This is a genomic window from Microcoleus sp. LAD1_D3 (assembly GCF_036702135.1).
In the GTDB taxonomy this organism is placed as follows: Bacteria; Cyanobacteriota; Cyanobacteriia; order Cyanobacteriales; family Microcoleaceae; genus Microcoleus.
The window spans coordinates 213,672-227,522 of sequence record NZ_JAUBSB010000002.1 but is presented as its reverse complement, the minus strand read 5'-3'; the positions used below and the strand labels follow the sequence as shown (position 1 = coordinate 227,522).

Here is a 13,851-nt window from a genome sequence, read left to right as displayed (position 1 = left end):
CTCAATACATTTATATATTGGCTCGATTCAGCCAATAGTGCAATCTTTCGCTGTGATGAAGAACACACTGTTGTCGCGATCGCTGGCCCAACTAAAAATTAGCCTTTCAGGCATACTAGATGAATAGAGAATTGTTGCGGTTGCGTTCCGCGCGATCGCTAGCGAGTTTCCTACTAAATTTATCACAACGGCTCTTCCCACCGATTCCCTAGCCCGATCTCGCATCCTAAAACATACGCTGAAATCCTCTGAGTCTCTCAAGAGAGTCAGCAAATAAACTCACTTATTCATACTTTACGATCGTAGGATAACTGCTATGGAATTTCCCAACTTCAACCCACCCATCGTCCTTCAACCTCACAACTGCCTCGACTCCCAAGCGGGCAGCCTCCTCCAGCAACAGCTAGCCGAGATTGTGCCCGATCGCCACAAACTCTGGGTAATAGACATGGCCGCCGTAGATTTTATCGACAGTTCCGGGATCTGCGCCTTAGTCGGCGGACTCAACGCCGCCCGCCACCGGGGATGCCGCCTCGTCATCTGCAACCTCTCAGCCACAGTCAAGCTAATTTTTGAAATTACTCAACTCGACCAACTCTTTGAAATCTTCGACAGTTTCGAGCAAGTTATCTCCCATGAAACTCCCGCTTTAGTTGCTTGATTAAAAAGACCTCCGAGCTCCAATCTCAAATCTCAAATCTCTAATTTGCAATCGACTTCAAGCAACCACAGAGCAAATTTGGATATCATAAATAGGTTTATTTGTCAAGCAATACCAATGACAGACAAATAAATCCGGCACTTGAGGGCCGACAGAAGCGATCGCAGGTGCAGCCGGAAAAGGCCAAAGTCGATCGAAACAAATCCTTTCCCCTACAAACCCGAACTGCATCAAATAAGTCGCCGGCGGCGCATTTAAAAGATTTAGCAAGCGGTAAGCCAACTCATACAACTGCTGCCGCCAAACATCCGACAAATGCACGGGTTGAGAGTAACTCAACTCGCCAGACAACTTGCCAGATTCCGCACCGATCGCCTCAGCATACAGTGGCCCCTTTGCCGTCAACACCACAGGCAGCCAAAAATTGCCCTCGCCGACGGGGAAAAGCAACTCCTGAGCCACTCGATCGCGCGCCGCCGAAACATTGCGGCAAAATCGATACACATCCTGACCCGGAAAAACCAGATTTTCTGGCACATCCAGCGTCAAAGGACAAACGATCGCCCCACCCAGAGCGATCGGGCCAGAATAGAGTTCAGAAACCCCACAGATATTGACTTCACTTAAAGGATTAGATTGAGCGATCGCCGCCTTGAGACTTGTGGCCGGATCTTTCTCACCACCCGCCACAATCAAAACCTTAGACATTGCCAAAGCTCGGCATTTGAATTCCTCGATCGTCCGTTTCATCTACGCTCGGCAGATCCAGGCCCTTAGCCTTGCGGCTCCGCACAGCGAGACGGTAAGTTACGCTTTGCAACTCAGTGTGCAACTGGCGGTTTTCCTTTTGCAATTGATCCAACTTTTCCTTAATTGGCTCGATGCGCTCGGCAAACTTCTGGCGGTAAACCCCTGGCAATTCCTGAACCACCTGTTCCAGCATCCGAGAGCGATCCGTCAATTCTTGCACTGACTGCCGCAGTTGGTAAACCTCAGCATCCCGCTCGGCGATTTGTTCCTGATAAAAACCCACCTGTTCTTCAACAGCTTGGAGTTGTTCCCGCATTGCCTGCATTTGAGCTTGGTGGCGATCGGAAACTTCCGGCGCCGGCACAAAACTAGAATTGCCCTTCACCAGTCTGAAAAGTTCTTGAGACAACTGCTGCACCAATTGGTCGCGCATTTGCAGCTCTTCGGTGAGACGAGATACCTCTGATTGCAATTCTTTGGAGCTTACAAGTTTAGTTTGATTCACGATGACTCTCAGCTTTTGTTATATAATTTGTTTCTCTTTAAAAATATCTTTCCCTTACCGCAGAGGCAAGAGGCACTTCAAAAGTTTTGAACCCATTAGGCTAAATCGAGCCAGCGGCAAGATGTCAAGAGTAAAGCTCAGTCTAACTCAAATCAGGCATCTACGTCATCACCTTAGTTTTTTGGCATAGACACAGGTAAAATCCTAGGTTTTTTGTCAATAAACCAGGTTTCTTAGCTTTTTCTGAGAATAGTGCAAGATATCATGTGTAACCAATCACAGCCGAAAGCACTTGGCCCGCTTCGTCCACGGTGCTGCCAAAACATATAATGCCGTCCTCGTGACCGGCCATGGCCAGAATTTGGCGCTCTGCCAACTTCTCCTCCTCAAAAAGTCTAAACATTTCTAAGGCCATCTGGGGAGTGCCGTAAGGTATTTCTTTTCTAGTAGTAGGAATCTTAAACAGCAGTTGCTGCCATACCTTAGGATTATGGACGTGAATTATCCCGCCCACATCCTCTCTCTGAAGGTACAGGGCCCCGTGAGTCAGGGACTCCGACGAAGCTTGTACGGGGCCCCGGCATCCGAGGAAATTTTGTTCTAAGTTAAATTCGGTAACAGTACAGTATGATTCTGGTCCCAGAGTTCTCAAGTGTGCAGTCTGGGTTCCCGAAATCACGAATTGGCAAGAATTGCCGAGCCTGACGCTGACGTTGCCAAACCCTATGCCATTTTCGTAGACGCCAATTAATCCCCAAGCGTGGAGCCGATCGCGCCAGTCCATCAAATCTGCTATGTTCCGGGCAGCTACAGGGTCTGCTTCTTCCCAGTCACAGCGGTACTTAACGACTCCTTCATCCATTTTTTTGTCCGATCAGACACGACTCTGACACGACAGACATGGCCCAAGCTGAGACTTAATCGAAGTTGTCAAACTGCTTTTTTTTGCTTGCTGCCTTCTGTCTCGGTGCATAAGTGCCTTAACTAATCTACATTCCAGTGTCGCCGTAATTAGCGACCGACATTAGCAAAAAGTAAGCTAGGAAAGAAGAACCAATTATTGCAAAAATCATGATTTAGCCTCTAGGTGATTACAAAAGTTCAATATGAAAATGTACGCTTTCATTCGGGGAGTTTAATTCCAGGCTTTTGCCCGATCGAGTTTCTGATGTGAAACTACATAACCTCCCTGAATCGGTTATTGCTCTATACTACAGCGTTTCTACTGAGTTTAGCTCTACCTTAATAAATATTTATGGATCAAGTACGCCTTAATCCGCTAACTCCGGTAAAAAGCAACCGTATATTTACTTATTTTTTATGATTATATCTATATTGAAGCAAGAAGCAAGCGGAACAAAAAAAATATTTCTTAGCCAGTCTGGGACGAACTTGTCCAATCTTCGGGTGTTCTACGTTAGTCAACACATCTGTCAACACCTATGTTGATCGAGCAATTTTTAGCTCCGGGGCATCCTACAAGCTAAGAAACCGGGTTGAGGGTAATATCATGTCGGCTAAAATCACGGCCACGCCAGCTCGCGTCGGCGGGTTTACCCAAAGCTGTAGTAGTAGTATAAGTTATAGATCCCGTAAACCCGCGCCTACCTAAAGGGGGATAGTCGATCGACCGAACCGGATATAAGTCCTATTAAGAAAAAAACAAGCCGATCGAGCAGTGAGGGCCCGATCGGCTAAATTTTTCTGTGAAGTGCGATCGCCCCCAGCCCTTTAAATGTGGAAGTGATACAAAATGCTGCCGTCGTCTTTAATTTCGCAATTGGCATTAAAAACTTCAGCTTGTTGGTTCAAAAAACGCTGAGCGACATCCGGCGATAGCCGCGTTTCCATCGCAAACCGCACCAGAGTTATTTCGCCGCGGCCTTCTTTGATCAGTCGGTACAAAGCACTTTGGAGCCTTTCGCTCTCTTCTCGTTGAAAAGCTGCTTTGTACTTCCAATCCGCCACCGAAGGAATCAAACCGCGGCTGACTAAAATTGCCAACAGCAAGCCAATTCCCAAAATCAGAGGCACTGTCGGATCACTCGTGGGCGTCGCCACAATTTGCGGCACTGTAGCGGCGGCCAAACTGCTAACCATTTCTTTTTCCGACGCTTGCGTATCCGCCATTGCAAGCTGAGTTTTGTTGTAAAAGTCTTGCTGAAGCTTCATTTGCTGCAACAGGCGAGCGCGCTCTCTTTCGTATTGGTCGAGTTTTTGCTGAGCTTGTTTCAGGTCTTGAGTGACTTGTGCCAAGCGTTGGTTGAGCGACTGATTGACTGATTGCCACCGATATCTGTTAATCAGGCGGCTTTTTTCAACCATGCCCTTCATCAACATATCCGCCGTTTGGATTGCTTGCTCCTGATCGAGAGAGCGATACCCAACCACAATTTGTAGGGGTTGTTCCGGCTTAGAAATCTTGACACTAGCATTTTGTCGAACTTGCTGGGGCGACAGCTTAACTGCATCTGCCACTGCTTTGACCACATTATCTGCTAGGAGAACCTCCGGGGTGAGTTGCTCTCCCTGCTTGAGAATTGTCGTGCCCGTGGTCGAAAATTTGACTGGCGGATTATTAGAAGTAAGAGTGCCTTGAGCCATGAATCCGGGGGGCGGGGCGAGGCGGTAGGCCAGGGCGCCTGAAATACCCATAATTACAGCAAAACTGCCTAAGGCAATCCATCTGTATTGATGTGCTGAAGATCTAAAACGTAAATTTCCCATTTTGATAGTCAAGTCATAACATTCGCTTGCCGCAGCTACTGCCAAACTCAAGAGCGATCGTTTCTTTCTGGTTAGTCAAATTGACTGCTGAAAATTTTCTCAGTTTGTACCTAAAAGCTATTAGCTTTTGAGAGTTGTCAATATTCATGAGCCGAAAAAACCGATCGCGCTTTTATTTGATCCGAGCTATAACTTCAGTTTTTGTCCTTAATAATTAATCTGTAACAAGGCTTCTGGAAGTCTACTGGCCTCAGACTAGCACTCAGGCGTGCGATATCCTCGCCTCCCCGTGTTTGTTGACATTCAAAACAGTCTCCTTTTCACCCTTGGCAATCCTCCAATTATCTTACGTCTTGGCGTCTTGCGGACGCGGTTGAAGAATAAAAAAAACCTTAAATAATCTGCCTAAAAACTTAACAAGCAAGAATTATACCATGCAGTTAAGAGTTTGCTGCGTATTAAAAAAAATTGTGGAGCTGGTTTCGCCCCAGATCCACATATTCACATAATAATTATGGTTCGATCGATTGATGGTTCGATCGACCGTCAGAGGCGAAGGTTCAGAAGCCGATCGGCAAAATAAGACCCTCGCGGGCCATGACAGCCTTCGGAAAAGCGATTTGCACATCTTCGGCGATGCGATCGAGAAAATCGTCAGTGTGAGCCGGATCATGGTGAAAAATCACCACTCGTTTCACCCGCGCCTCCTTAGCCATTCTCACCGCTTCCTGCCAAGTCGAGTGTCCCCAACCCACCTTCGGAGACTTGGGGTTGTGATATTCCTCATCTGTGTACATCGCGTCGTAAATCAGCACATCAGCGTCGAGGGCTAAATTGTAGACATTCTCATCTAGGCGATCGGGAAAATGCTCAGTATCCGAACAGTAAACAACAGATCGTCCTTGCCAAGTCACCCGATATCCCATAGCAGTATTGGGGTGATTCAGAGAACCCGTCCTAATCTCAATATCGTCCAGCATCATCGTCTGGTTGTGATTGAGTTCGTAGAAATTCAAATCTGCCTGCAAACCCATCAGCGGCACCGGCGAATTCGAGTGGAGCACCCGTTCAACGAAGTGCCTTTTCATGCAATCTCCATCCGGCGGAGTCGCCCCGTAAATATCAAAGCTATTGCCGCGGATGAAAGCTGGGGCGAACAGCGGGAAACCTTGAATGTGATCCCAGTGATAGTGAGTAAAAAACATATAAGCTTGCACGGGCATTTCTTGCACCAACTGGTCTCCCAGCATCCGCAAGCCTGTTCCGCCGTCAAAAATCAAGCGTTTGCCAGCGACTCGCATTTCCAAACAAGAAGTATTGCCGCCGTAGCGAACAGTTTCCTGTCCGGGTGTCGGAACACTGCCCCGCACGCCCCAGAACTGTACTACAAAATCATCTATACCTTTTATTGATTCGGAGGGTTGAGGGCAATCAAGGGGAGTTGCCGCTACTGAGGACAAGCTGATTTCCATTTTAAAATTCAGGCTTTAAGGTTCCACATTGTCCGTGATGGCGCAGCAGATGATCGCACAACACTAAAGCTACCATCGCTTCCACCATTGGCACAGCTCTTGGCAAAACGCAAGGGTCATGCCGTCCTTTGGCAGCCAGCAGGGTTTCTTCGCCCTCTCGGGTAACTGTACGCTGCTGCTGGCGAATTGTCGCAGTCGGCTTGAATGCCGCCCGCAAAATGATATTTTCGCCGTTAGCAATCCCACCCTGAATTCCGCCAGAGCGATTCGTCACTGTACGAATTACACCCTTATCATCAGTATAGTATTCATCATTATGTTCGCTGCCCTTGAGCAGAGTCCCGGCAAACCCGGAACCAATTTCAAAGCCTTTGCTGGCGGGCAAGGACATGATGGCTTTGGCCAAGTCGGCTTCTAGTTTGTCGAATACGGGCATTCCCAGGCCTTTGGGTACGTTGCGGGCGACGCATTCGACTACACCGCCGATCGAATCTCCACTGTCGCGAACTTTTTCGATCAGTTCAATCATTCTTTCGGCGCATTCGGCATCTGGACAGCGGACGATGTTGCTTTCTACTTGTTCTAAGGTAACAGTGTCCGGGTCGGCGACACATTCTAAGTCTTTGATGCGTTTGACGTAGCCGACTATTTCGACTCCTGCTGCTTGTTTGAGAATTTTTTTTGCGATCGCCCCTGCTGCTACTCTACCAATTGTCTCTCTCGCGGACGATCGACCTCCGCCTTGCCAGTTACGAATTCCGTACTTAGCATCGTAGGTAGCGTCAGCGTGAGAAGGGCGGTAGGTAGTCGCCATTTCGCCGTAATCTTGGGGGCGAGTGTCTTGATTGCGGACTAAAATTGCGATCGGCGTTCCCAAAGTTTTGCCTTCAAACACCCCCGACAGAATTTCGCAGGTATCTGCTTCTTTGCGAGGTGTGGTAATTTTGCTTTGGCCGGGGCGGCGGCGATCGAGTTCGGCTTGAATTTCCGATGCGTCGATCGACACTAAGGGCGGGCAACCGTCAATTACTACTCCCACACCGCCGCCGTGAGATTCCCCAAATGTCGATATCCGAAATAAATGCCCAAAGGTATTGCCCATGATGCTTTTCCCTGAAACTTAATAATTTTTAGCTTAAATGGAATAGAGATTTACTGTATTTCTGAAAAATATACCATTGACGAGTAGGCGACAGGCGATCGCCTCACAGCATCACTCCCTTCCCACCCCTAGAAGAATATCTACCAGGGAGAGAGGGAGAGACAGAGAATAAGAGATATCTGGAAACACACTTAAATTCATCAGTGTATCCGTGTCCGAATCCGTGTTGTGCCTTCCTTCTTCTTTAGTCTTCGTGTTCTTCAAAAGGATCTCTCAATTCCTTAGAAGGGGGACCGAAAGCGGTGTAGATCGAGAATCCGGTGATTGCCACCAGACACACGCCCAGTGAAATGCCGAGAACTGCTGCGGGTTCCATATTTTTGATCGATTATGAGTGCTCCACTCTATAATATTACAAAAAATAACAATCCGTCTGAAAGTCTCGTTATTTTAGGCGCTGTACGGTATGGCAGCCAACCCCCACTCCCCGTTTTCCGAGTCCCCCGGCAACATTTCTGAGAAATTGCGATCGCAATTAGCGGTAGAAATATGTCAAACTTTTCTGTAGAGATTCATTGCAGGTGACTTATGGCACAACGGACTTGGTTAGGAGATATACTCAAACCCCTTAACTCGGAATACGGCAAGGTAGCCCCCGGCTGGGGAACCACGCTGTTGATGAGCGTGTTCATTGGACTGTTTTTCGTGTTCTTGTTGATTATTTTGCAAATCTACAACTCTTCTCTGATTCTGGAGAGTGTGGATATGGATTGGTCGAGTCTCGGCCGCTAAAAATTGATCACAAAACAGTAAGGCTAAAAGTAAAAGCTGAGGGTTGAGGAGAAAGGGCAAAAGCTAAGTTTTCCCGTTTTTCCTTACCCTTTCCGATTACTTTTGCCATAAATAAACAAGAAGTAACTAAACAAATTGCTGGAGAAAAACCATGAATATTTTTGGCATTGGTTTGCCCGAAATGGCAGTTATTTTTACGATCGCCCTATTGGTATTTGGTCCGAAAAAATTACCTGAAATCGGTCGGAGTATGGGGAAGGCTATTCGCGGCTTTCAAGATGCTTCGCGGGATTTTGAGTCGGAGTTCACGCGGGAAGCTAAGCAGTTAGAAGAAGCAGTAGCAACTAGCAGCAAACCGGAAACTGAAAAACTCGCTACGGCTACTCCCAAGGAAGATAGCACAGACAGTTAAATGAACAACACTCAGAAGTCGGAAACACCAGCGGAGTTAGTGATTCCCCAGCTAATAGTTGGGTTGGGCAATCCCGAACCTAAATACGATCGCACCCGACACAACATCGGTTTTAATGCTGTCGATGCCTTGGCTAAATCTTGGCAGATTTCCCTGTCGGAAAATCGCAAATTTCAAGGCATATTTGGCGAGGGAAACCGGCCGCGGGGACAGAAAATCCGCTTGCTGAAACCGCTTACTTACATGAATTTGTCGGGTCAAGCGATTCGGGCGGCGACGGATTGGTACAAAATACCTGCAGAGTCGGTATTAATAGTATACGATGATATGGATTTGCCGATCGGGAAATTGAGAATGCGACTTGCCGGTTCGGCCGGCGGACACAACGGCATGAAATCGACAATTTCTCATTTAGGCACAGACAAATTTCCCCGCTTGCGGATTGGCATCGGCAAACCTCAAAACGATGCTGCTAAAAATGAGAAAGATACCATTTCCTTCGTGTTAGGAAAATTTTCCTCAGAGGAAAGTCAGTTAGTAGAGAAAGTGCTTAAACTGGTTGTAGAAGCTGTGGAACTGAGTCTGCACCAAGGAGTAGAAAAAGCCATGAGCCTTTACAATAGTCGCACAATTGCAGAAACAAACGCGGAAACAAAAAGGTGAGTTCGAGACGTTTGCCTGAAACAACTGCATATGTCCGGGTTACTGGCCAATCTTGGCAAAAAGGCACGATTGAGGGTGAAGTGACTGCCGGCAATTTTGAGTGGCAGTTTCAGTGGCGTTTCACGGCAGAAAAAACTCTGATACTTGAACCTTCTCAGGGTAGGGCCTTGATTCAGGAACCGCTGCACCGTTTTCTGGAAAAATGGGATTATCAGCTTGAACCGGGCGGGGATTATTCGTTTACGGTTCGGGCTGAGTTTTAAAATCTTGGTAATGGGAAATGGGGAAAAGGCAATCGGGAATAAAAGCTTCCTGTAGTAGGATATTCCGATTCCAGTCATTCTTTAATTAATCACGGGAAAAGGCTGTAATGGGAAATTGGGAAATGGTGATCGGGAAGGCAAACTTTCTCTAGTAGGAGGTTCCGATTCCAGTGATTCTTTAATTAAAGCAGGGTTCATCCCTTCTCGGTAAGCCCCGCAATAATACATTGTCAAAACAGCTTTGTAAGCCCAGTGATTGGAAGGTACATCGGTAAAAGGATTTGGCAGGGTTTCAGCCTGATTCTGCACGCAAGCGTTCAGAATTTGTTCGGGCGTTTGCTGCACTTGAACTAAAGAATTATTTGGCTTGAATTGTGCAGGATTTTGTGCTTGTACGGGAAATGAACAACTGGCACTAATTAGCAATATAATTGTGGAAACGATTCTGAGTTTAAGCATCTAATTTCCTCTTGTGCGACAATATATCCTAACTTCCACTGCATTCCCTGAAAACTATGCTGGGTCGTACCCTCCGCAATCGTTATCAAATCATCAAATTCTTGGGACAAGGCGCTTTTGGCGACACTTACCTAGCTAAAGATTTAGACTTACCCCGGCAGCCGCAGTGCGTCGTCAAACATCTTAAACCAAAAGATCCCAATCCCGACCATTTACTAATTGCCAAAGGCTTATTCGACAAAGAAGCCGAAACGCTGCATAAATTGGGTAAGCTACACGACCAAATCCCCAGCCTTTCCGCCCACTTTGAGGAAAATAGGGAATTTTATTTGGTGCAAGATTTTATCGAAGGACATGACCTTACGAAAGAACTGATTCTAGGTAAAAAAATCAGCGAATCCTATACTATTAAATTATTGCACGATATCTTAGAAGTTTTAGCCATTGTTCATCAGCAAAATGTGATTCATCGCGACTTGAAACCTGCTAATTTAATGCGCCGCGAAGATGGTAAAATTATCTTGATTGACTTTGGCGCTGTCAAGGAAATTAGCACAATGGTTGTTAATCCTCAAGGACAAACTAGCTTCACCGTTGGCATTGGTACTTCGGGTTATATGCCCAGCGAACAAGCGAACGGCAAACCTAAACTGTGTAGCGATATTTATGCAGTGGGGATGATTGGGATTCAAGCATTGACTGGTCAACCTCCTCATACCTTACCAGAAGATCCGCAGACGGGAGAAGTTATTTGGCGAAATCGGGCGCAAGTTAGCAATAACTTAGGGAATATTTTAGATAAAATGGTGCGCGACCATTTCAGTCAGCGCTATCAAAATGCAGGGGAAGCATTACAAGCAATTTTATCTTTGTCGCGGCCTTCCCCGCCACCACCACCGCCACCACCGCCACCGACACCAACGGTGTATCAAAGTTTGGGGAACAAATCGCCTCAACCTGTAAAAGTATTGTCAAATTCCCTAAAAACAGTTCAATTTGAAACGGTGACAGTGAATTCAAAGGGGCAAATCATCAAGCGCAGCCAAAGTCAAGCACAGGTTTTTACAGAAACTATCGCCAATGGCGTTACTTTAGAAATGGTTTCTATCCCCAAAGGCAACTTCAAAATGGGTGCACCTGCAAGTGAAGCAGAAAGCGATGACTATGAAAGACCTCAACATCAGGTGACAATCAAACCGTTTCTGATGGGGAAATACCCGATTAATCAAGCACAGTGGGCAGCAGTAGCTAAATTGCCCAAAATTCAGTATGACCTTAAACCCGACCCTTCTCACTTCAAGGGTAAAAACCTTCCTATAGAAAACGTTTCTTGGAATGATGCTGTTGAATTTTGTGTGAGATTGTCTCAGAAGACGGGTAGAAGCTATCGCCTTCCTAGTGAGGCGGAATGGGAATATGCTTGTCGGGCTGGGACAACTACTCCATTTCATTTTGGGGACACAGTTACCCCGGATTTAGTTAATTATCGTGGCAATAATTCCTACGGTTCTGCACCGAAGGGAATCTATCGTGAAACAACAACTGCTGTGGGTAGTTTTCCACCCAATAGCTTTGGACTTTATGATATGCACGGGAATGTCTGGGAATGGTGTCAAGATATTTACCACGATAATTATAACGGTGCGCCGACTGATGGAAGTGCCTGGGAAAGTGGTGGAGATAGTAATTACCCGGTGCTGCGTGGTGGCTCCTGGCTCAACTATGCGGTCAATTGCCGTAGTGCCAATCGTGGCTACAACTCGTCGGACCTCAGGTGGAGGAACTGGGGTTTTCGCGTTGCGGTAGCGTCGGTTTCTTCCTCGTCCTAGTTTTCCCCGCGAGGACTCTTCTTTGCTATTTTGCCCTTTTGCTCTTTACTCTTTTTTCTTTTTCACTTTTTTGGTCGCCTCTGGTGACTCGATTTTTTTTTGCACTCGTGGATGCACTCCCGACAAAGAAACCGGGTTTTTTACTTAATCTGTGGAGTACAGCGAAGGATATCCTCAAAAAACCCGGTTTCTGGCCACCTGTGCGTAAGTTCTGTTTGGGAAAATCACTGTCATTGTGTCAATGCTTTCTGTATAGACAAGTCTGCTGAAATAGTCTGGTTTATTTACGGAGGAGTTGATGCTGATTTAGGATGGGTTCCAGCGTAGTAAACTATTTTTTTTTTCAGATTCACCGCCGAACAGATTATAATTAGAAATATTGATTTTTCTCACGAATAGTCGCATAGGAGATTTATAAAATGAATAACCTATTAGAAGAAACTTTTGCCACCGTCTCTCAACTACCCGAAGCCGAACAAAATGCCCTAGCATCCTTAATTTTAGACAAGATATCAGCACCAAGAGTCGCGCCTTTCCTCATTTCCCAATCAGACATCGAAACCCTAGAAAAATCATACATTGTCCGACACAAGACAGAAGTCATTGACTTTATTAACCAATATCCGTTTTTACTTCCCGTTGTGCTAGAAGCACCCGTTCAAATTAGCAATTATTTCCCCGAACAAAGACTATTACTTCAAGTCATCAATGACCCGGAAATTCCTAACTATGTTCATCTGGTTCTCTCAATCATCTTGACAGACCTCGATCCCGATGAAGCAATGGATAGAGAAGACGAATTGCGTAAAAATTGGTCTAGGGGATTATCCCACGAAATTCGGGAGCATTTTTATACGATTTTGGAATATACTGATGAGTTTTGATTGGTCGCAATACCTAAATTTAGCAAAAGAACTGGCTGGTCAAGCAACTATTCCTGCTGAACAGGAGGCGCGATTGAGGGATGCTATCAGTCGTTCCTATTATGCTGCTTTTATCTTAGCGCGGAACTATTTGCGAGATAAACAAAGTCATTCCCTGCCAAAAACTAGCGATATTCACCGCTATGTTTGGCAAGAATTTGATATTAATCCTGACTCAAGATATCAAATTAATCGCCGATAATTTAGCAGTGTTGCGCCGATATCGAAATCAAGCAGACTATGACGATAATTTTCCCTTATTATCTGCGATTGCTACTATTGCGATCAAGCGTTCTCAAGAAATAATTTATAACCTAAATAATCTCTAAATATCAATTTAATCTGGTAATGCCTTTGCTAAAACAGCAGTAGTTGTAGGGTGTGTCGCCTGCGATAAATTCCTAACTAAATATCAACAATCTCATAGGGACGCACCTGATGGATATATTACAAACCTTTGGACTGTTGGGACATTTTTCGCATTCCCAAGGCCAAGACGCTCAAAAACAACAGCCCGATCGCCCCAGCTAGCGGATTGCCGTTAACTCCTGTCACCCACTCGGGAACAGATGCCGAATATCGCACTAACTGCCCGATGTTGATCATGTAATATCCCCAGACTAAACCTGCATGAAGCCCGATCGACAAACCGAGGCGATTTTGGCGCCATCTTTTTCCCCAAACCAGGATCAAACCCAGCAACAACAAACCCGGAAACTGCGGCCAACTCCCCAGCATTGCCGCGACAGGTTTGATAAAATGAGATAGGGCAAACACCAGGCTATTCGCCCACAGAGATATTCTATAATTGTAATCCCGCTGCAACTCGTCCAGCAACCAACCACGGAATACCAACTCCTCGGCAAAACCGACTCCAAGGGCGCTTAATAGCCCTTCTGCGACGATTCTAGGCAAATTATCAGAATTTTGCCACGCGACTAAGCCGAACAGCCCTTGCACCGCAAATAAGCTGAAAGTGAGCAAAAGCCCGATCGCCAATCCAATTAAAAGCTCAAAACCGTTTTTTCGGGTATTGATTAAACCATAACTTTTGAGTAATTGGGTTTGTCCGTAAACCTTTTTTCCCCAGCGCGGCACTAGGAACAGAAACTCAGTAAACAGCAATCCCATTGTCAGAATAGTTGCTGGGTTACTATCTTTAACTAACAGATAAATTGGTGCTGCTAATGGCAGCCAAATTGCTAGCAAGATTAATAGGAAAATTATTACACGTAAAGGAAATGGATAATTAGCTATTCTTTGGAATCGGTTAATCATTGGTTACAATTTACT

The 13,851-nt window shown here is 46.0% G+C and carries 17 protein-coding genes; 8 read left to right on the top strand and 9 right to left on the bottom strand.

Translation table 11 applies throughout. The annotated features are described in order from the left end of the window. Nucleotides 1-316: 316 nt before the first annotated feature. On the top strand, nt 317-661 hold the full coding sequence (locus QUA74_RS01890) for an STAS domain-containing protein (protein WP_333324433.1): 345 nt from the start codon (nt 317-319) through the stop codon (nt 659-661). Between the two features lie 57 nt (nt 662-718). On the opposite strand, the gene QUA74_RS01885 is transcribed toward QUA74_RS01890, so the two are convergent. From QUA74_RS01885 to psbN, 7 genes are all read right to left on the bottom strand, one after another. After that, a complete protein-coding gene (locus QUA74_RS01885; RefSeq protein ID WP_333324431.1) occupies nt 719-1,369 on the bottom strand; it encodes a hypothetical protein in 651 nt (216 codons plus the stop codon). Then, nucleotides 1,362-1,916, bottom strand: a complete 555-nt coding sequence (locus QUA74_RS01880; protein WP_333032327.1) for an Npun_F5560 family protein — start codon at nt 1,914-1,916, stop codon at nt 1,362-1,364. Before QUA74_RS01880 ends, QUA74_RS01885 begins: the two co-directional genes overlap by 8 nt. Before the next feature lie 262 nt (nt 1,917-2,178). Continuing rightward, nucleotides 2,179-2,778, bottom strand: coding sequence for a class II aldolase/adducin family protein (locus tag QUA74_RS01875; RefSeq protein ID WP_333324429.1), 600 nt, complete (start codon nt 2,776-2,778; stop codon nt 2,179-2,181). Nucleotides 2,779-3,647: 869 nt separating this feature from the next. Continuing rightward, nucleotides 3,648-4,571: a hypothetical protein gene (locus QUA74_RS01870; RefSeq protein ID WP_333311473.1), complete on the bottom strand. Its 924-nt coding sequence runs from the start codon at nt 4,569-4,571 to the stop codon at nt 3,648-3,650. 632 nt (nt 4,572-5,203) lie between these two features. Continuing rightward, nucleotides 5,204-6,115, bottom strand: coding sequence for an MBL fold metallo-hydrolase (locus QUA74_RS01865; RefSeq protein WP_333048652.1), 912 nt, complete (start codon nt 6,113-6,115; stop codon nt 5,204-5,206). Nucleotide 6,116: 1 nt separating this feature from the next. Beyond that, nucleotides 6,117-7,217, bottom strand: coding sequence for a chorismate synthase (gene aroC / locus QUA74_RS01860; protein ID WP_190659307.1), 1,101 nt, complete (start codon nt 7,215-7,217; stop codon nt 6,117-6,119). Between the two features lie 244 nt (nt 7,218-7,461). Then, nucleotides 7,462-7,593: a photosystem II reaction center protein PsbN gene (gene psbN / locus QUA74_RS01855; RefSeq protein ID WP_006633693.1), complete on the bottom strand. Its 132-nt coding sequence runs from the start codon at nt 7,591-7,593 to the stop codon at nt 7,462-7,464. Nucleotides 7,594-7,805: 212 nt separating this feature from the next. Between psbN and psbH the strand changes: the two genes are divergently transcribed. From psbH to QUA74_RS01835, 4 genes are all read left to right on the top strand, one after another. Next, nucleotides 7,806-8,009, top strand: a complete 204-nt coding sequence (gene psbH / locus QUA74_RS01850) for a photosystem II reaction center phosphoprotein PsbH (RefSeq protein WP_015176007.1) — start codon at nt 7,806-7,808, stop codon at nt 8,007-8,009. 151 nt (nt 8,010-8,160) lie between these two features. Beyond that, nucleotides 8,161-8,421: a TatA/E family twin arginine-targeting protein translocase gene (locus QUA74_RS01845; RefSeq protein ID WP_333324427.1), complete on the top strand. Its 261-nt coding sequence runs from the start codon at nt 8,161-8,163 to the stop codon at nt 8,419-8,421. Beyond that, the gene (gene pth, locus QUA74_RS01840; RefSeq protein ID WP_015176009.1) at nt 8,422-9,084 is read left to right on the top strand and encodes an aminoacyl-tRNA hydrolase; all 663 of its coding nucleotides are present in this window, start codon (nt 8,422-8,424) and stop codon (nt 9,082-9,084) included. Continuing rightward, nucleotides 9,081-9,347 (top strand): DUF3146 family protein, encoded by a 267-nt coding sequence (locus QUA74_RS01835; RefSeq protein ID WP_333156302.1) that lies wholly within the window; start codon nt 9,081-9,083, stop codon nt 9,345-9,347. The genes pth and QUA74_RS01835 overlap by 4 nt, the downstream gene beginning before the upstream one ends. A gap of 81 nt (nt 9,348-9,428) precedes the next feature. Here QUA74_RS01835 and QUA74_RS01830 read toward each other — a convergent pair whose 3' ends face one another. Beyond that, the gene (locus tag QUA74_RS01830; RefSeq protein WP_333324425.1) at nt 9,429-9,806 is read right to left on the bottom strand and encodes an S-layer protein; all 378 of its coding nucleotides are present in this window, start codon (nt 9,804-9,806) and stop codon (nt 9,429-9,431) included. A gap of 56 nt (nt 9,807-9,862) precedes the next feature. Between QUA74_RS01830 and QUA74_RS01825 the strand changes: the two genes are divergently transcribed. The 3 genes from QUA74_RS01825 (at nt 9,863) to QUA74_RS01815 (ending at nt 12,760) form a co-directional block, all read left to right on the top strand. After that, on the top strand, nt 9,863-11,635 hold the full coding sequence (locus QUA74_RS01825; RefSeq protein ID WP_333324423.1) for a bifunctional serine/threonine-protein kinase/formylglycine-generating enzyme family protein: 1,773 nt from the start codon (nt 9,863-9,865) through the stop codon (nt 11,633-11,635). Nucleotides 11,636-12,054: 419 nt separating this feature from the next. Next, a complete protein-coding gene (locus tag QUA74_RS01820) occupies nt 12,055-12,519 on the top strand; it encodes a hypothetical protein (RefSeq protein ID WP_333324421.1) in 465 nt (154 codons plus the stop codon). Then, nucleotides 12,509-12,760 carry a hypothetical protein gene (locus tag QUA74_RS01815; protein WP_333324419.1) on the top strand — a complete coding sequence of 84 codons (252 nt, stop codon included), beginning with the start codon at nt 12,509-12,511 and terminating at the stop codon, nt 12,758-12,760. The genes QUA74_RS01820 and QUA74_RS01815 overlap by 11 nt, the downstream gene beginning before the upstream one ends. A gap of 245 nt (nt 12,761-13,005) precedes the next feature. Here QUA74_RS01815 and QUA74_RS01810 read toward each other — a convergent pair whose 3' ends face one another. After that, on the bottom strand, nt 13,006-13,836 hold the full coding sequence (locus QUA74_RS01810) for a CPBP family intramembrane glutamic endopeptidase (protein WP_333324417.1): 831 nt from the start codon (nt 13,834-13,836) through the stop codon (nt 13,006-13,008). Nucleotides 13,837-13,851 lie beyond the last annotated feature (15 nt).